The organism is Rhodococcus aetherivorans (assembly GCF_011058165.1).
In the GTDB taxonomy this organism is placed as follows: Bacteria; Actinomycetota; Actinomycetes; order Mycobacteriales; family Mycobacteriaceae; genus Rhodococcus; species Rhodococcus aetherivorans.
The window spans coordinates 1-18,787 of record NZ_JAALEG010000046.1; the positions used below are offsets into that span (position 1 = coordinate 1).

Sequence of the window (18,787 nt, forward strand, 5' to 3'; positions counted from 1 at the left end):
AACTCGAAGCCCTCGGGTACTCCGTCACCTTGACACCGGCCGCCTGACCCGCACCACGACACGCCCGCTCCGCCGGGAGCTGGCACGTGTTCGCACCCGTGCGCAGGTCACCTCATTTTCGGATTAGCGGCAGTAGTTGTCGGCGACCGTAGTCGCCGGCATCGCTAGTTTCGGCGGCGGGGCAGCCGCACCACCTGGACGAAGAACTCGTCGATCTGCCGGACCGCCCCGATGAACTGGTCGAGGTCCACCGGCTTGGTGACGTACGCGTTGGCGTGCAGCCGGTAGCTGCGCAGGATGTCCTCCTCGGCGGCCGAGGTGGTCAGCACCACGACCGGGATGTCGGACAGGTCCGGGTCGGACTTGATCTTCTCGAGGACCTGGCGTCCGTCGTACTTGGGCAGGTTGAGGTCGAGCAGGATCAGGTCGGGACGCGGCGCTCCGACGTGCTCGCCGCGCTGGTACAGGAAGTCCAGCGCCTCCTCGCCGTCGCGGACGACGTGCAGCTCGTTGCCGATCTTGTTGTCCTCGAAGGCCTCACGGGTCATCAGCTCGTCGCCCGGGTCGTCCTCGACCAGGAGGACGTCGATGGGTTCTGCGGGGGTCATGCGGGGGCTCCTTCGAGATCGGTGTCGGCCGGGGCGTGCTCTTCGGGTTCTTCGTCGGGCAGGGCGGGCAGGGTGAAGCAGAACCGGGTGCCGCCGGTGTGCTCGGTGTCGATCCAGATCCTGCCACCGTGGTACTCGACGATCTTCTTGCACACCGCCAGGCCGATGCCGGTGCCGGTGTAGACGTCGCGGCCGTGGAGGCGCTGGAAGATGACGAATACCTTCTCGGCGAACTCCTCGTCGATGCCGATGCCGTTGTCCGTGACGCACAGCTGCCAGCGGCCGGCGCCCGCCCGGTCACCGTGGTCCTCACCGTCGATCCGGTCGCACGTGATCCGCACGACGGGTGCGCGGTCGGGGTGGCGGAACTTGATCGCGTTGCCCAGCAGATTCTGCCAGAGCATCGTCAGCAGGGTCGGATCGCCCGTGATCTCGGGGAGCTGCTCGGGCCGCTCGATGCGCGCCCCGGACTCGTCGACGGCGGCGGCGAGGTTGGCCACTGCCTTGTCCAGCGGCTGATCCAGATCGACGCGCACGTGGGCGTCGTTGACCCGGCCGACGCGGGAGAACGCCAGCAGGTCGTTGATGAGGACCTGCATGCGCTTGGCGCCGTCGACGGCGAACGCGATGTACTGGGTGCCCCGTTCGTCGAGCTTGTCGCCGTAACGCTTCTCGAGCAGCTGGCAGAAGGAGGCGACCTTGCGCAGCGGCTCCTGCAGGTCGTGGGAAGCGACGTAGGCGAACTGCTCGAGTTCGGCGTTGGAGCGGCGCAGTTCCTCGGCCTGGGCGTCGAGGTCCGCCTTCTGGCTGGCGAGGCGCTGGTGCTGGGTGTGGGCGGCCGCGAGCGCGAACACGATGCGCCCGCGCATGGCTTCGACGTCCTGGGCCAGGGCCCGGATGTCCTTCGGGCCCTGGGGGCGGATGTGCTGGTCGAAGTTGCCGTCCGCGACGACGCGCCGCGTCGCCGCGCGCAGGCTGACCAGCGGCATGGCGACGAGGTTGTGCACGAGGATCACCATGAGCAGGCCGGTGAGCAGGAATCCCGCCACCATCGCCACGAGCACGGAGTTGCGGATCGTCCGGGCGTGGATGAGGTCGTCGTAGCCCTCCGCGCGGGCCTGGACGAGTTCGGCGTTCTGCGCCTCGAAGAGGGTGCGCATGGCGTCGAACGTGGTCCGGCCCCGCTCGGTGCTCGCGGGATCCACGGGCTGGGGGACGCCGGGGACGACGCCCGCGACGAGCGGGTCGGCGTAGTCGGCGCGCCACGCCGCCGCCGCCGCCTCGATCTCGTCGACGGCGGCGAGCAGTTCCGGATGGCCGGCGGTGAACTCCCGCATCCGGTCCGCGGCCTCCTGCTCGATCCGCTTGCCCGTCAGGTACGGCTCGAGGAATTCGACGTCGGCGGTGGCGGCGTAGCCGCGGGCGCCGGTCTCCTGATCCAGCAGCGCCGCCTGCAGGCGGTACGCCTCGGCGCGGGCCGGCTGGATCTGGTCGACCAGTTCGTCCGTGATCTGGACCGTGCGCTGGATGAAGTAGCCGCCCACGATGGTGCCGAGAACGACGAACACGGCAAGGACCGCGAAGGCGACCTGGAACCAGCTCTGGACCGTCAGCCGCGAGCGCACCCGCTCGACCTTGGGTTCGGGCATCGACGGGTCTCTCATGACTGCTTCGTCACCTTCTCGCTCCAGCGCACGTGTACCACGGCCACGTCGTCGGCGAGTCCTCCGTGACTCTCCGCCAGCGCCTCGGCCCGGTCGATCAGGGTGTCGACGAACGCTTCGGGCGCCAGGTGGCCCTCCTCGCGGGCCAGCCGCAGCAGGCCCTCCTCGCCGAGGCGTTCGCCGCCGTCGCCGATCCGGCCTTCGAACAGCCCGTCGGTGAACATCATGATGCCGCCGCCTTCCGGCAGTTCCAGCTCGTGCACGGGCCACGTCGAGACGCCGGGCAGCAGTCCGAGGGCGGGTCCGCCGGGCGCCTCGACCCAGTCCACCCCCTGGGAACTGTGCAGCAGCAGGCCCGGATGCCCGGCGCGCATCACCCGCACCCGGCGCCGGTCCGGCGACATGGCGAGGCTGGTGAGGGTGGCGAAGTGCCGCTCGTTCGCCCGTTCGGCGACCATGATCTGCTCGAGCTTCTGCAACTGCGCGACACCGGTGACGCCGGTGACCACGAGGGTGCGCCAGGCGATCCGAAGGCTCACCCCGAGTGCGGCCTCGTCGGGGCCGTGCCCGCTGACGTCGCCGATGAGCACGTGCACCGTGCCGTCCTCGGTCTGCACGACGTCGTAGAAGTCGCCGCCGAGCAGGGACTGCTCGCGCCCGGGCCGGTAGCGGGCCACGACGTCCACGTCGCCCGTGCCGCGCAGCATCGGCGACGGCAGCAGGCCGCGTTCGAGGCGGGCGTTCTCCCGCGCCTGCAGCCGGCTGGCCTGCAGCGCGACGGCGGCATGCTCGGCCTGCTTGCGCTGGATCGCGTAGCGCACGGTCCGGCCGAACATGTCCGGCTCCACCCGACCCTTGACGAGATAGTCCTGCGCGCCGGCGGTCACCGCCGCCAGCCCCGTCTGCTCCTCGGCGAGGCCGGTGAGCACCACGACCGGAACGCCGGCGGCGTACTGCTGCACCCGGGCCAGCGCGTCCATGCCCTGCGCGTCGGGCAGATGCAGGTCCAGCAGGATGCAGTCGGGCAGTCCGTCGGCCAGCTCCGCGCGGGCCGCGGCCATCGTCTGGACCCATTCCAGGCGCATGCCCTGCGCGCTGTCCGCCACCAGTTCCTCGACGATGAGTGCGTCGCCGGCGTCGTCCTCGATCAGGAGGACCGACGGCTCCTCCCGGTCCCAGTCGGTCTCCAGAGCGACCGATGTACCTTTGCTGCTACTTCCTGGTGGTGCGCCGGCAGGCCCGTGCTGCTCGGAGAACATGGCCCCTGCCCTTCGATCTCGCGTGCCGTGATCCCGGATCCCTCACTCCGGACGACAACAGAGGAAGAATACCTATCGTTCGCCCGCCCGCCGTCGCCCGCGGACGACGAACCGGTCACCGGGCATGGCGGCCCTTGCGTGCGACGGGCTCGGGGGCGCCGGGCCGGGCCAGCAGCGCGGCGATGCCGGTGGTGAGCGGAACGGACAGAGCGAGCGCGATGCCGCCCACACACGCCCGCACCACCTCGATGGCGACGGCGTCGCCGGTGAGGACGTCCGAGATGGACCGGCCGGCGACGCTGAACAGCAGCAGCAGGGGCAGGGCGCCACCGGCGTACGCCAGCACCAGGGTGTAGACGGTGCTGGCGATGTGGTCGCGGCCGACCCGCATCGCGGAGGAGAACACCTTGCGGCGCGAGGCCGTGGGATCGAGCGCCGCCAGCTCGAACGCCGACGCCGCCTGGGTGATGGTCACGTCGTTGAGGACGCCGAGCGAACCGATGATGAAGCCGGCGAGGAGCAGGCCGGTGATGCTGACCTGCTCGAGGTACAGCTGCACGTCGGTGTTCTGTTCCTCGGACAGCCCGGTCAGGTGTGTCATCCAGATCGCGAGGTACGAGAGCAGGGCGGCGAGCAGCATCGACGCAAGGGTGCCCAGCAGGGCCGAGCTGGTGCGCAGATTCACCCCGTGCGCGAGATAGAGCACCGCGTAGAGGATGATCGCGCCGCCGACCAGCGCGACGGGCACGGCGGGTTTGCCGTCGAGCAGCGCGGGGAGCATGAACACCACGAGCACCCCGAACGCGATCAGCAGGCCGATCAGGGCGCGCAGGCCACGCCACCGGGCCACGGCCACGATGACCACGGCGAACGCCGTGATGATCAGCGCGAGGGGGAGCCCGCGGGAGTAGTCGTAGAACGAGTACTGGGTGGCGCCGGACGGGTCGACCTGCCGCACCAGCCGGATCTCCTCGCCGACGCGCAGGTCCGGCTGCCCCGGGCCGGGCCCGATCTCGAGCAGGGTGCGGGTGCCCTCGTTGGGGCCCGAATCGATGGTGACGATGCTGCGCTGGCACTGGTAGGCGTCGGTCGCTGGGGGAACGGGGTCGCCGGTGAACGGGCGGCCGGCCGAACTGCTCCCGCACGGGCCGATGTCCTGCTCGACGACGGTGCCGGCCTCGGTGACGACGGCTCCGCCGCCGGTGGTCTGGAACGGGGCCGGAATGTCGACCGCCTGCCCGCTGGGCCACAGCGCGACGGCGCCGGCGAACACGGCGACGCCGATCGCGACGAGGAGTCCGACGACGACCTTCGCAGCGGTGGGTCCGACCGGGATCGGCCCGGAGAAGTGGCCGTGGCCGTGGCCGTGTCCGTGTCCGGGGGGCTCTGAGCGAGTCACCGCATCAGGGTAACGACGAGATCGCGGCGAGGTCGCATCGCGGAAGACCGGCCGCATCCGGGGGACAAGGGCTGGTGGTGGCGGGGAGCAGGGGGGGTGTCCCCGCCACCTTCGACCTGATCTCGCACAGGGGGGATGGCGATGATCAGGGAGCCCAGCACGCTGAGGTGCCGTAGACAAACGTACTGGCTCTGTCGGCCCCCGGGGTAGTACCTACAGTGTGTCGGTCCTCACCGGGGTCGGGCCGCACGCTCGTTTTCGGGGGGAGTCGACGGCTCTGCCTGCGGTGACGCCGTTCGTTCGTCGCAACATATACTTTCGACAACGGTCGGCGTGTCGTGCATCCCGGGCGTGTCGCGAGGAGGTCACCGCGGTCACTGCTTGTAGCTGGACAGGAAGTTGCCGAAGCGTTCGATGGCCACCGCCAGGTCGCGGGCCCACGGCAGCGTCACGATCCGCAGATGGTCCGGATCCGGCCAGTTGAAGCCGGTGCCCTGCACCATCAGGATCTTCTCCTGCAGCAGCAGGTCCTGGACCAGCTTCTCGTCGTCGTGGATCTCGTACACCTCCGGGTCGAGGCGCGGGAAGGCGTACAGGGCGCCGCGCGGCTTGACGCAGCTGACGCCGGGAATCGAGTTCAGGCGTTCCCACGCGACGTCGCGCTGCTCGAGCAGCCGGCCACCGGGCAGGATCAGGTCCTCGATGCTCTGATGCCCGCCGAGCGCCACCTGGATCGCGTGCTGGGCCGGCACGTTGGGGCACAGACGGGTCGAGGCGAGCAGGTCGATGCCCTCGAGGAACCCGCCGGCGTGGTCCTTCGGGCCGGTGATCGTCATCCAGCCCGACCGGTACCCGGCGACCCGGTAGGCCTTCGACAGGCCGTTGTAGGTCAGGCACAGCAGGTCGGGCGCGAGGGTGGCCAGGGAGATGTGCTTGGCGTCGTCGTAGAGGATCTTGTCGTAGATCTCGTCGGCGAGCAGCAGCAGCTGGTACTTCCGGGCCAGCTGCACCAGCTGCTCGAGCACCTCGAGCGAGTACACGGCACCCGTCGGGTTGTTCGGGTTGATGACCAGCAGGGCCTTGGTCTTCTCCGTGATCTTCGACTCGATGTCCTCGATGTCGGGATTCCAGTCGTTGGACTCGTCGCACAGGTAGTGCACCGGCGTACCGCCGGCCAGGGACGTCATCGCCGTCCACAGCGGGTAGTCCGGCGCCGGGATCAGCACCTCGTCGCCGTCGTCGAGCAGGGCCTGCATCGTCATCGTGATCAGCTCGGAGACGCCGTTGCCGAGGTAGACGTCGTTGATGTCGAGCTTCGGGAAGCCCGGCACGAGCTCGTAACGGGTGACGATGGCCCGGCGCGCCGACGCGATTCCCTTCGACTCGGAGTAGCCCTGGGCGTTGGGCAGCGCCGCGATCATGTCCTGCACGATCGTCTCGGGTGCCTCGAACCCGAACGGCGCCGGGTTGCCGATGTTGAGCTTCAGGATGCGGTGCCCCTCCGCCTCGAGCCGCGCGGCATGCGCGTGCACCGGCCCCCGGATCTCGTACAGCACGTTCTGCAGCTTCGCGGACTGCTCGAGCTTGCGGGTGATGCGGTGATGAAGGTGGCCCTGTTCTCCTGTACTCACGGCGTCCATGGTGCCACCCGGCCGCAACCGGGTTTCAGCCGGATTTCGCCTGCATCGCCGCGTCCACCGCGACGATCGGCCCGAAAAGTGCAATCATGACCACTTGTGACCGTTGCGTCGGGGTGACGCGCGGGTGGATTGAGGAGTCGCACGGTATGGCACAGGGAACTGTGAAGTGGTTCAACGCCGAAAAGGGTTTCGGCTTCATCGAGCAGGACGGCGGTGGACCCGACGTGTTCGTCCACTACTCGGAGATTCAGGGCTCCGGCTTCAAGTCGCTGGACGAAGGTGCCCGGGTCGAGTTCGAGATCGGGCAGGGACAGAAGGGCCCGCAGGCCCAGGGAGTCCGTCCCATCTGAGCGGGTCGTCCCGACGGTTCGACGGCGCTGCACCTACGGTGCGGCGCCGTCGCTGTATTCGGACCGGTCACAACTTCGTGGGGGTTCGTCTCGTTTGTCCTACTATTCGGTAACATCCCGGCGCGTTGCGGACATATGGGATGTAAGAACCGTGATGTTCGGGGGACGGGCGAGACAACCAGGGGGTTGGTGTACATGGTGGGGGACGGGAGCGCGGGGGCGCGCTGGAAGGACCGGAAACGGTACCTGTGGCTGTGCGGGCTCGCCGTCCCGCTGAGCCCGTTCGTCGCGTGGCTGTTCGTCGAGTACCTGCACCTCGGTGTCTTCTGGGCGTTCGGTGCGCTGCTGATCGCGGTGATCGTCCCGCTCGTCGACCGATTCACCGGCGTCGACAAGGCCAACCCGCCGGAAGAGGTCGTGCGCGAGCTCGAGGAGGACCGGTACTACCGCTGGTGCACCTACCTGTACCTGCCGCTGCAGTACGCGGGGCTCGTCTTCGCCTGCTGGGTGTGGACCGTCGCGCCGATGGGCTGGCCCGAGCGGTTCGCGATGGCCGCCACCGTCGGCGTGGTCGGCGGCGTCGGCATCAACGCCGCGCACGAACTCGGGCACAAACGCACCGACCTCGAACGCCGGCTCGCCAAGATCGCCCTCGCCCAGTCGGGCTACGGGCACTTCTTCGTCGAACACAACCATGGTCACCATCTGCGCGTCGCCACCCCGGAGGACGCCGCGACGGCGCGGTTCGGCGAGACGTACTGGGAGTTCCTGCCGCGCTCGGTGTTCGGCGGCCTCCGGTCGGGCTGGCGGTACGAGCGCGAGCGCCTGGCCCGTCGCGGGCTGCCCTGGTGGAGCCCGCGCAACAACGTCCTGAACGCCTGGGCACTGACCGTCGTGTTGTACGCCGGGCTGATCGCGGTCTTCGGATGGTCCGTCGCGCCCTGGCTGGTGGTGCAGGCCGTGCTGGCCGTGATGTTCCTCGAGGCCGCGAACTACCTCGAGCACTACGGTCTGCTGCGCGGCACGCATCCGAACGGCACGTACGAGCGCGTCGCGCCGCGGCACAGCTGGAACAGCGACCACAGCTGCAGCAACCTGTTCCTCTACCACCTGCAGCGGCACAGCGACCACCACGCGAATCCGCTGCGGCGCTACCAGACGCTGCGCACGATGGAGGAGGCGCCGCAGCTGCCCGCCGGCTACGCCGTCATGATCCTGCTGTCGTTCGTTCCGCCGTTGTGGCGCAAGGTGATGGACCCGCGACTGCTCGACCACTACGACGGTGATTTGTCGAGAGTGAACGTCGACCCGCGCCTGTGGGAATCGCTTGTCACTCGGCGCGACATGTGAGCAAAATCCGCCGGAGAACTGTTGGACGCGACCTGTACGCTATCGTTCGCAGTCGCGAGTCCGCGGCTCGAGGATTCAGTGGGTAGCACACACGAGGCAACTCGATGTGCAATGACGCGATCAGGGGTGTCTACGGATGGAATGGCATCGCGCCCGGTTCGGCCGGAGGTACACCGGTCGGCGCACGAGCGTGCTGGCCGCCGCGGCCCTGTGCTTCGCGTCGGTGTTCATCGCTCCTACTCAGGCCACGGCCGCTCCCGTACGTGCCGGGGTCCCCGCAGTCGTCGAATCGCTCGAGCACATCAACGGCAATCTCTGGAATTTTCGGGTGTATTCCCCCTCGATGAACCGAGCGATCCCGCTGCTGATCATTCGTCCCGCCGATACCTCGGTCCCCCGTCCGACGCTGTACATGCTCAACGGGTCGGGCGGTGGTAAGGACGGTTCGAACTGGCTGAATCAGACCGATGCCCTCGAGTTCTTCGCCGACAAGAACGTCAATGTGGTGGTTCCTCTCGACGGTGAGTCCAGCTACTACACCGACTGGATCGAGGACGATCCGAGGATGGGACGCCACAAATGGGCGACCTTCCTGACCCGGGAACTCCCGCCGGTGATCGACGCTGCTCTCGGCACCAACGGCGTCAACGCCATCTCCGGAATGTCGATGTCGGCCACATCCGTCCTGAATCTCGCCATCCAGGCACCGGACCTGTACAAGGGGGTGGCCGCGTACAGCGGCTGTGCCCAGACCAGTGACCCGCTCGGACAGGCCTTTGTCCGCACCGTAGTCGAGCTCCGCGGTGGCGGCGACCCCACCAACATGTGGGGGCCGTACGACGGACCGGGCTGGAGGGCAAACGATCCGTACCTTCATGCCGAGAAGCTGCGGGGTCTGTCGCTGTACATCTCGACCGGCAGCGGCCGCCCAGGACCGTACGAGACTGCACTGGCAGAAGCGGCGCAGACCTCGGAGCTCATGGATCAGACCCTGGTCGGCGGCATCATCGAGGTCGCGACCAACGTCTGCACCCGCCACCTGGCGGACCGGCTCGACGAACTCGACATTCCCGCGACTATCACCTTCCGGGGTGTCGGAACCCATTCCTGGGGTTACCTGCAGGACGAGCTGCATGCGTCGTGGCCGCAGCTGGCCGCGTCGCTGGGATTGGCGCCTTAGCACAGGTCCAGCAGCAGCACTTCCTTCTCTCCTCGTCCCCTCCGGGGGACGGCGGTCGGTTAGCCTTTCGTTGGGTGGGGATCCAGGGAGGGGCTAAACAAATGCATTCTGGGCACGATCGGGGTGGTCCGAAGGCAGTTTGTGCCGGCGGAACTGAGGGATCGACGAAGACCTTCCCCCTCTCATCGGCACAGCGCGGCATCTGGTTCGCCCAGCATCTGCTCGGCGACGTGCCCATCGCGATCGCCCAGTACGTCGATCTCCGTGGCGACTTGGACTTGTCTGCGCTGACAGCCGCCGGCGCGGCGAGTGCACGCGAAATCGGCACAGGCATGCTGCGGATCGTCGAACGGGACGGTGAACCGTTCCAACTCGTCGACGAGACCCTGACTGACCGGATCACCCACCTAGACCTGAGGAACGAGGCGGATCCCGAGGGCGCCGCCCACGCATGGATGCGCCGTGAGTACTCCACCCCCGTCGACATGCTGCACGACCGGCTCATCGAGACGGTGACACTGCGCATCGCCGACGACCGGTGGTTCCTGTACTCCCGAATTCACCACATCGCGCTCGACGGGTTCGGAGCAATGACCTTCACGAGCCGCCTTGCCGAGCGGTACACGGCCGCCGTCGAGGGCCGCGAGCCCGGGGCGGTCACCGTCAGTGCCCTGCCCGCGATCGTCGAGGACGAGGCGCGGTATCGCACGTCCAGCAGGTTCGAAACCGATCGCACATACTGGGCCGAGCATTGCCGAGGTCTGCCACCATCGATCAGCCTCGCCGGTCGCGCTGCCGACATCGGGCCGCATTCGGTGGTGGTCGGTACACCAATACCCGATCGGGTATCCACCGCGCTCGACCGCGTCGTCGAACCCGACTCCGGGGTAACGTTTGCCGCGGTTGTGGTCGCGGCGTTCTCCGCCTACCTGTCGCGGTTGACCGGGGAGGCGGACGTCGTGCTCAGCCTGCCGGTCACTGCACGAGTTACGGCGAAGCTACGGCGATCGGGCGGTATGGTGTCGAATGTCGTGCCGCTCCGCCTCGACGTGTCCGATTCTGTCACGCCCACCGATCTCGTCCGACAGGTGCAAGTCGCACTCGCAGGCGCACTGCGCCACCAGCGGTACCGGCACGAGGATATGAGACGCGATTCCGGCGCGGGCAGCGGCCGGCGCGGTATGTTCGGACCCGCGATCAACATCATGATGTTCCACACGGACGTTCGGATGGGGAGCGCGACCGGCCGATTCCACGTGCTGACCACCGGACCCGTGGAGGACCTCGCGGTCAACATCTACCCAACGGAGGCGAATCGGCCGGCGCGCGTCGACTTCGAAGCCAACCCCAACCTGTACACCGAGGCCGAGCTGCGTGGTCATCACGCACGCTTCCTCGAGTTCCTCCACGAGTTCGCCGCATTCGGAGAAGACGCTGTCGGCGACCTGGAGATCCTGCACCGGGACGAGCGCCGCGATCTCGTACCGGCTCGCGGTCCCGAAGCCCAGCCGCCGCGCCTGCTCACCGACCTGTTCACCGACGCCCTCCGTCGCAATCCGACAGGGACAGCAGTCCGTGCACCAGGGGTGCAACTCGACTATCGGCAACTCGACGTCCGGTCGAACCAGCTTGCGCGACAGCTTATTCGACAGGGTGCGGGGCCGGAGAACTTCGTTGCACTCGCGTTGGACCGCTCTGTCGACGCCGTCGTCGCCGTGTGGGCGGTGGCCAAGACCGGGGCGGCATTCGTACCGATCGACCCGAGGCTGCCGTTTGCGCGCATCGAAATGATGATCTCCGATTCGGGCGCACGGCTCGGGATCACGAGTCGTCGATGGGTCGATATGCTACCACCCGGGCCGCAATGGGTTGTGCTCGACGACGACTCGGTCCGAACGCATCTAGCCGACTTGCCGGAAGAGGAGATCGGCGACGGTGAGCTGCTCCGTCCGGTACGGCTCGGCCACCCTGCTTACCTGATCTATACGTCCGGTTCGACGGGTCTGCCGAAGGGTGTCGTTGTATCAAACCACGGCCTACGGGCCTTGGCAGACGAGATGAGGGACAGATTTGCGACGACGAAGTTGTCTCGCGTGCTGCACTTCTCGTCGCCGAGCTTCGACGCCTCTGTGCTCGACTACCTGTTCGCCTTCGGTGCGGCAGCAACGATGGTGATTGCACCGGCCGAGCTGGCCGGCGGTGCCGAACTGGCGGCGCTGCTCCGGGAGGAGCAGATCACGCATGCATTCGTCACACCTGCTGCGCTCGCAACGGTCGCCGCCTTCGAACTCGACGCACTCGAGACCGTCGTCGTCGGGGGCGACGTGTGCCCGCCGGAGCTGGTGGCGCGATGGGCAGTCGGCAGACGCATGTTCAACGCGTACGGTCCGACCGAGTCGACGGTCTCGGTGACGATGGAGGGGCCCCTCCGTGTCGGTGCAACCATCGGCATCGGTGGCCCCATCCGGGGTGTCAGCGCGTTCGTACTCAATGCGCGCCTACAGCCTGTGCCGGTCGGTGCGGTGGGGGAACTGTACGTCGCTGGACCCGGAATCGCGCGTGGGTATCACGAGCGCCGGGCCCTGACCGCGAGCCGGTTCGTCGCCTCTCCGTACGGGGCACCCGGCGACCGCATGTACCGCACCGGTGACGAGGTGCGCTGGCTCGCCGACTGCGAGGGGTACCGCCTCGACTACGTAGGGCGCGCCGACTTCCAGGTCAAGATCCGCGGATTCCGAATCGAACTCGGCGAGATCGACGCCGCACTCTCCGCTCAGGACGGAGTTGCGTTCGCCACCACCGTCGTCCACGAAACCGAGGCCGGGACAAAGATCCCCGTTTCGTATGTACAGATGGAACCCGATGTACAGTTCGACGCCGCGGCGTTGTTGGACGGCATCGGACGACGCCTGCCCGCGCACATGATACCGGCGACGGCCATGGCACTGGACCGGATTCCGCTCACGCCTGCAGGAAAGCTCGACAAGGCGGCATTGCCGCCGCCGACATTCGCATCTGCCGCTGAATACCGGTCCCCGACAACGGAGGCCGAACTGGCGCTGACCACCGTGATCCGAGATCTGCTCGGCCACGAACGCGTCGGGGTCGACGAATCCCTCTTCGCGCTCGGCGGTGACAGCATCGTCGCGATGCAGATAGCCGCCCGCCTAAAGGAACTCGGATTCCAGGTCACGGCACGGCAGATATTCGAGCACAAGACTGTCGCAGCGATCGCGGCGGCTGCCGAGCCGGTCGTCGCCGGAAGTGCGCCCGTGTTGGAGGAACTCGATGGTGAGGGTGTCGGACCGATCCCGCTCACCCCCATCATCCACTCGATGCTCGATCGAGGTGACTACTCCTCCTTCGTGCAGGCAGTGTTGCTCACGCTGCCAACCGGAATCACCGAGCACTCACTCGGGGACACCGTCGCCGCGGTACTCGACCGACACGACATCCTGCGCTCGTGGTTCCGGCGTGACGGTGCGGGTGCAGTGTTCGAAACCACCGATACAGCATGGGAACCGTCGGACCTGATAACTCGAGTCCCCTTCGCTGGCGCTCTCGACAGTGCTCGGTTCGCTCGCATCGTCGCCGAGGAATGCGACTCTGCAGCTCGACGGCTGGACCCGGCATCCGGAATCATGCTGCAACTGGTGTGGTTCCGACCCGAGGATCCCGAAGTCCCGGGCCGACTGCTCCTCGTCGCGCACCATCTGGTAGTCGACGGCGTGTCCTGGCGGATCTTGTTACCGGACTTCGCATCTGCCTGGATACAGGTCACCGCGGGCGGCACCCCGATGCTGCCCGAAGTCGGCACGTCGATGCGCCGATGGGCGCACGGCGTGCAGGAGGCCGCCCGCTCCGGAGTCCACCGCAAAGAACTCGACTACTGGCGCAGTGTCCTCGACTGGCCGGACCCCTTGCTCGGTACCCGTGCACTCGACCCTCTGAATGACACCATGCGGTCTGCGGGGCGAATCACGGTCCACATCACTCCCTCTGTCACCGAGACGGTGCTGAACCGGCTGCCCGAGGCGTTCGGTTGCGGCGTCCAGGACGGACTGCTCGCCGCCTTGGCTCTTGCACTGGTGCAGTGGCGCCGCGATCGCGGCGTCGAAGAGCGCTGTGCACTACTCACTGTCGAGGGTCACGGTCGTGATGAGGACGCTGCAGTTCCCGGAGCCGACCTCGCGCGTACCGTGGGTTGGTTCACCAGCGCCTACCCCGTCCGTCTGGAAGTTCCCGACGTGAGTGTTTCCGACGCGCTCGACGGCGACCGCGCCGCCGGCGCCGTGGTGAAGGCGGTCAAGGAGCAGCTCGCCGCCGTTCCGGCCCACGGTGCCGGTTTCGGGGTGCTGCGTTACCTCGACGGCGAAACGGCTCAACTGCTCGCGGCGAATCCCGTTCCGCAGATCGGGTTCAACTACCTGGGCAGGCTTACTGCTGCGCACCTTCCCGACGACCTGCGAGCCGTCGGCTGGCTGCCTGACCCGTACACAATGGAGCTCGCGCCCAATCGTGCCTCCGACTTGGCGCTGGCATCCGTTGTCGACATCAACGCGATGGTCGTAGACGGCGCCGACGGACCGTACCTGACCGCCTCGTTCGATTACCCGCCCGAAGTGTTGCGCGACGGCGAGGTATCCGCGTTCGCAGACCTGTGGCGTCGCGCGCTGGAGGGACTCGCTGCCCATGTGCACCGGCCGGGCGCCGGTGGATTGACACCGTCCGATCTTCCGCTCGTGTCGCTCGGCCAGAACGAAATCGAGCGGTGGGAGCACCGTCATCCCGACCTGCGGGACGTGTGGCCGCTGGCGCCGCTGCAGGCCGGACTGTTGTTCCATTCCACCCTCGCCGCCGAATCGGTCGACGTGTACACCGCGCAGCTTCGGTTCGACCTCGAAGGTGAGGTAGACCCTGCGCGGCTGTGCGCCGCGGCGAACGGTGTGATCGCCCAACATCCGAACCTGCGGACTGCCTTCGTCTACACCGATTCCGGCACGCCCGTTCAGTTGGTCCTCGACACAGCGGAGGTTCCTTGCCGGCAGGTCGATCTCGATACGCACGGTCCCACCGCCGACACCGAGGTGGGGCGCCTGCTCTTCGAGGAACGCGTCGCTGCCTTCGATCTGACTCGCCCACCGCTGGTGCGACTGCTGCTGATCCGCACCGCCCCCCGACGGTACGTGCTCGCCGTGACGAACCACCACATCGTTCTGGACGGCTGGTCGATGCCGTTGCTGGTGCGCGAGTTGCTGATTCGCTATGCCACCGACAACGGCCAGGCGGGCCCGCCGGCGCCCCTGTATCGGACGTACCTGGAATGGTTGGCCAGCCACGACCGAGAAGAGTCGGTGCGTGCGTGGACGCGTTCCTTGGACGGACTCGATGAACCGTCGTTGCTGGCTCCTCATGCCTCCAGGACGCAGAGCGAGGTGCCCGCAGAGATCGACGTCCCGCTGTCCCCGGCGCTGGTCGAGGCGCTCGGTACAGTCGTTCGGGACTGCGGCATAACGATGAACACTGTCGTGCAGGCGGCGTGGGGTCTGTTGGTGTCGCGGGTACTCGGCAGCGACGACGTCGTCTTCGGCGCCACCGTTTCCGGTCGTCCTCCTCAGCTACCCGACGTCGAGAACATGCTGGGCCTGTTCATCAATACGGTTCCAGTGCGGGTGCGGGTCGATTCAGAGGAGACGCTGCGCGAATTCCTCGCTCGTTTGCAGGTCGAGCAGGCTGCGTTGCTCGATCACCACTACCTCGGGCTGAGCGACATCCAGACTCCGACGGGGCTGGGAAGCCTGTTCGACACGCTTACGGTGTTCGAGTCCTACCCGATCGACAAGTCGGGGTTCGACGAGAACACCGATATCGGTGGGATGCGGGTGACCGCTCTCGACGGCTGGGACGCAACGCACTATCCGATCACTCTGACCTCGTTCCAAGAGCCGCAGTTGCGTTCACGTATCGGCTACCGGGCCGATGTCATCGACCAGGAAGCGGTCATCGCCCTCGCCGAGCGCCTCGTCCGGATCCTCGACGCCATCGCCGGTAACTCCGACGCTCCGGTCGGCAGCGTCGACTTGTTGACGCCCGGGGAACGTCGATTGGTACTCGAGGGATGGAACGACACAGCCGAGCCGCTCGGCAACGCGGGCGTGCTCGAGGGTTTCGCCGCGCAAGTGGCACGGACGCCGGATGCGGTAGCGGTGGTGTACGAGGACGAATCGTTGTCGTACCGGGAATTCGCCTGCCGCGTCAACCGATTGGCGCGATATCTGATCTCACGCGGCGCCGGCCCGGAGGAGGTGGGGGCGTTGGGGACGAGTCGATCGATCGAGATGTTGGTCGGCCTCTACGCGATCCTCGAATCCGGCGCCGCGTACCTGCCACTCGATCCGGAGCATCCGACCGAGCGTACGGGCTATGTGCTCGACTCCGCGAAACCCGTTCTGGTGTTGAGTACGTCGACCGACCGCGCCGCGTTGCCGAGGTCGGCGGCGGCAGTGGAACTCGACCACTTGGACGTGTCGGGATTCGCGTCGTCACGGGTGAGCGACGACGAGCGGCAGGCGCCGCTGCGGCCGGAGAATACGGCGTACGTCCTCTTCACGTCCGGTTCTACAGGTCGACCGAAGGGTGTGACGGTGAGCCATCGGTCCGTGGTGAACCAACTGGAGTGGATGCGTGATCGGTACGGTCTCGACGAGCACGACACCGTTCTGCAGAAGACGCCGATCACGTTCGATGCCTCGGTATGGGAGTTGTTCTATCCACTGCAGGTCGGATCCCGATTGGTGGTGGCAGCACCCGGAGGCCATCGTGATCCCTGGTATCTGATGCGGATGGTGGAACGGTGGCGCGTCACCATTTTGGAGTTCGTGCCGTCGATGCTCGCGGAGCTCCTCCGCGATGCCTCGCTGCATCTACCGGCGTCGCTGCGGTTCGTGTCGGTGGGCGGTGAGGCACTGCCGGCAGGGCTGGCGACGCACCTCGCCGAGCGGACCGGTGCGGTCCTCGACAACACGTACGGACCGACCGAGACGACTGTCACCGCGACGGTGTATCGCTGCTCCGCCCAGGTTTCGGGTGTCGTGCCGATCGGCAGCCCGGTTCGGAACACCCGTACGTTCGTTCTGGACGGCCGGTTGCGTCCGGTGCCCGTCGGGATCGCCGGCGAGTTGTATCTCGCGGGCGCGCAGCTCGCGCGTGGTTATCACGGCCGGCCGGACCTGACCGGCGAACGGTTCGTAGCCAACCCATTCGGTCCTGTGGGTTCGCGCTTGTATCGCACCGGTGACCTGGTGCGGTGGAACAACGACGGCGAACTCGAGTTCCTCGGCCGGACGGATTCCCAGGTGAAGCTCCGGGGTCTTCGGATCGAGTTGGGTGAGATCGAGGCTGCCCTGCAGCGTCACGAGGACGTCGCGCAGGCGGCGGTACTGGTCCGGAACGAAGGGTCCACTGGGGAGTACCTTGCCGGGTACGTGGTGCCTGCGATCGGGACCGTCATCGACGAGCAGGCCGTCCTCGCCGCCGTCGCGGCGGAACTGCCGCACTATATGGTGCCGTCGGCGCTGGTGATCCTTCCGGAGCTGCCGACGACCGCGTCCGGAAAGATGAACCGCAGAGCTTTGCCGGTTCCGCAGTTCGCGGGCACAGCGGAATATGTACCGCCGCGTACCCCTGTCGAGCACAGGCTCGTCGATATCCTGACCGAGGTGCTCGGTGCTGAGCGCATCGGGCTCGCCGACAAGTTCTTCGACCTCGGTGGGAACTCGTTGGTCGCCACCCGGGTGATCGCCCGGATCAATGCCGAATTCGGTACCGACGTGGGTGTGCGGGAGCTGTACGACGCCTCTGACGTGGGCTTACTCGCCGGGGTCGTGGAGCTGGCGCAGGCAGATGTGGACAGCCGCCCGGTCCTGCAGGCTGTGGAACGTCCCGAGCGAATTCCTTTGTCTCCCGCGCAATCGAGGATGTGGTTTCTCAACCGGTTCGACCCGACGACCGGCGCGTACAACGTTGCGGCCGCCCTCCGGTTGTCCGGAGCCCTGAACGTCGACGCGCTACGGTCTGCCGTGGTGGATATCGTCGACCGGCATGAGTCGCTGCGCACGGTCTATCCCGAGTCACCCGACGGTCCCTACCAGGTCATTCTTCCGACCGCCGAGGTGATCGCGGGCCACGACGTCCTCGTCACGGCGCCGGAATCCGTTCCGGAAGCCGAACTGCAACAACGGGTACAGTCCGCGGTGGCGCACGGCTTCGACGTCACCGAGCAGATACCGATCCTGCTCGATCTGATGCGGTGCGCGGACCGCGACGAGTACGTACTCGTGATGGTGGTGCACCACATCAGCATCGACGGCTGGTCTATCCAGGTGCTCGCCCGCGATCTCGTACACGCCTACTCGGCGCGCATCTGCGGTGAGGCACCCTCGTGGCATGCACTGCCGGTCCAGTACTCGGACTACGCACTGTGGAAGCGCTCTGTCCTCGGCGACGAGGACGATCCCGAGTCGATCGCTGCTCGCCAGATCGCCTATTGGAAAGCCGAACTGACGGGGACGCCCGAGGTCCTCGAGATTCCCACCGATCATCGTCGACCACTCGTGCCCAGCTACCGTGGCGGGACCGTCGAGTTCGGGATGGACCGCGAATTGCACGGTTCGATCTCGGCTCTGGCGCGAGCGACGAACGCGACACCGTTGATGGTGCTGCACACCGCACTCGTGGTGCTGCTCGCACGGCTCAGCGGCACACACGACATCGTCGTCGGCTCCCCTGTCGCCGGTCGCGGGGAGCAGGTGCTCGACGAGGTCGTCGGCATGTTCGTCAACACCGTAGTGCTGCGTGCTCTCGTGGATCCGGGGCAGTCGTTCGTCGACCTGCTCGAGCGAGTGCGCGCCACCGCACTGTCCGCCTACGCCCACGCGGACGTGCCCTTCGAACGGATCGTCGAAGTCGTCAATCCCGGACGGTCCACATCCCACCACCCATTGTTCCAGACCATCCTGGCACTCGAGGACGAGCGAGACCGCAGTGTCGAACTTCCGGGGCTGCGCATCGCCGAACTGCCCGTCGAATTCCACATTGCGAAGTTCGATCTGCAACTGGTGGTGTCGGAGTCGTACGACGAAGACGGAGCCCGGACCGGCGCCCGGGCGACGCTGACCTACGCCCGGGATCTCTTCGAACACTCCACCGCCGAGACGTTCACCCGGCGCTTCGTGCGGCTCCTGCGGGAAGCCGTAACCGAACCGTCCACGGCAGTCGGTGCTCTGGAGATCATCGATCCCGCCGAACGGTCGCAGGTCCTGTGCGAGCCCGGTGACGC

At 67.2% G+C, this 18,787-nt stretch carries 8 protein-coding genes and 1 pseudogene; 4 read left to right on the forward strand and 5 right to left on the reverse strand.

All coding sequences use genetic code 11. The features are described 5' to 3' along the window. Positions 1-164: 164 nt before the first annotated feature. The 5 genes from G6039_RS17935 to G6039_RS17955 all read right to left on the reverse strand — a co-directional run bounded on the left by G6039_RS17935 (position 165) and on the right by G6039_RS17955 (position 6,570). Positions 165-608, reverse strand: a complete 444-nt coding sequence (locus tag G6039_RS17935) for a response regulator (protein WP_006934327.1) — start codon at positions 606-608, stop codon at positions 165-167. Then, positions 605-2,272 carry a sensor histidine kinase gene (locus tag G6039_RS17940; protein ID WP_235194047.1) on the reverse strand — a complete coding sequence of 556 codons (1,668 nt, stop codon included), beginning with the start codon at positions 2,270-2,272 and terminating at the stop codon, positions 605-607. Before G6039_RS17940 ends, G6039_RS17935 begins: the two co-directional genes overlap by 4 nt. After that, on the reverse strand, positions 2,269-3,531 hold the full coding sequence (locus tag G6039_RS17945; RefSeq protein ID WP_174824771.1) for a PP2C family protein-serine/threonine phosphatase: 1,263 nt from the start codon (positions 3,529-3,531) through the stop codon (positions 2,269-2,271). The genes G6039_RS17940 and G6039_RS17945 overlap by 4 nt, the downstream gene beginning before the upstream one ends. A gap of 115 nt (positions 3,532-3,646) precedes the next feature. Continuing rightward, the gene (locus G6039_RS17950) at positions 3,647-4,987 is read right to left on the reverse strand and encodes a YibE/F family protein (protein WP_206531144.1); all 1,341 of its coding nucleotides are present in this window, start codon (positions 4,985-4,987) and stop codon (positions 3,647-3,649) included. Between the two features lie 317 nt (positions 4,988-5,304). Then, a complete protein-coding gene (locus tag G6039_RS17955; RefSeq protein WP_029545602.1) occupies positions 5,305-6,570 on the reverse strand; it encodes a pyridoxal phosphate-dependent aminotransferase in 1,266 nt (421 codons plus the stop codon). 146 nt (positions 6,571-6,716) lie between these two features. Here G6039_RS17955 and G6039_RS17960 point away from each other — a divergent pair, with 146 nt between their 5' ends. The 4 genes and pseudogenes from G6039_RS17960 to G6039_RS17975 form a co-directional block, all read left to right on the forward strand. Then, complete coding sequence (locus G6039_RS17960) at positions 6,717-6,920, forward strand: cold-shock protein (RefSeq protein WP_003938894.1); 204 nt, start codon at positions 6,717-6,719, stop codon at positions 6,918-6,920. Positions 6,921-7,115: 195 nt separating this feature from the next. Next, complete coding sequence (locus tag G6039_RS17965; RefSeq protein WP_043798848.1) at positions 7,116-8,270, forward strand: alkane 1-monooxygenase; 1,155 nt, start codon at positions 7,116-7,118, stop codon at positions 8,268-8,270. A gap of 136 nt (positions 8,271-8,406) precedes the next feature. Beyond that, positions 8,407-9,450: an alpha/beta hydrolase gene (locus G6039_RS17970; protein WP_029545598.1), complete on the forward strand. Its 1,044-nt coding sequence runs from the start codon at positions 8,407-8,409 to the stop codon at positions 9,448-9,450. 101 nt (positions 9,451-9,551) lie between these two features. Next, positions 9,552-18,755, forward strand: a pseudogene (locus G6039_RS17975) (amino acid adenylation domain-containing protein); the annotation flags it as partial. Positions 18,756-18,787 lie beyond the last annotated feature (32 nt).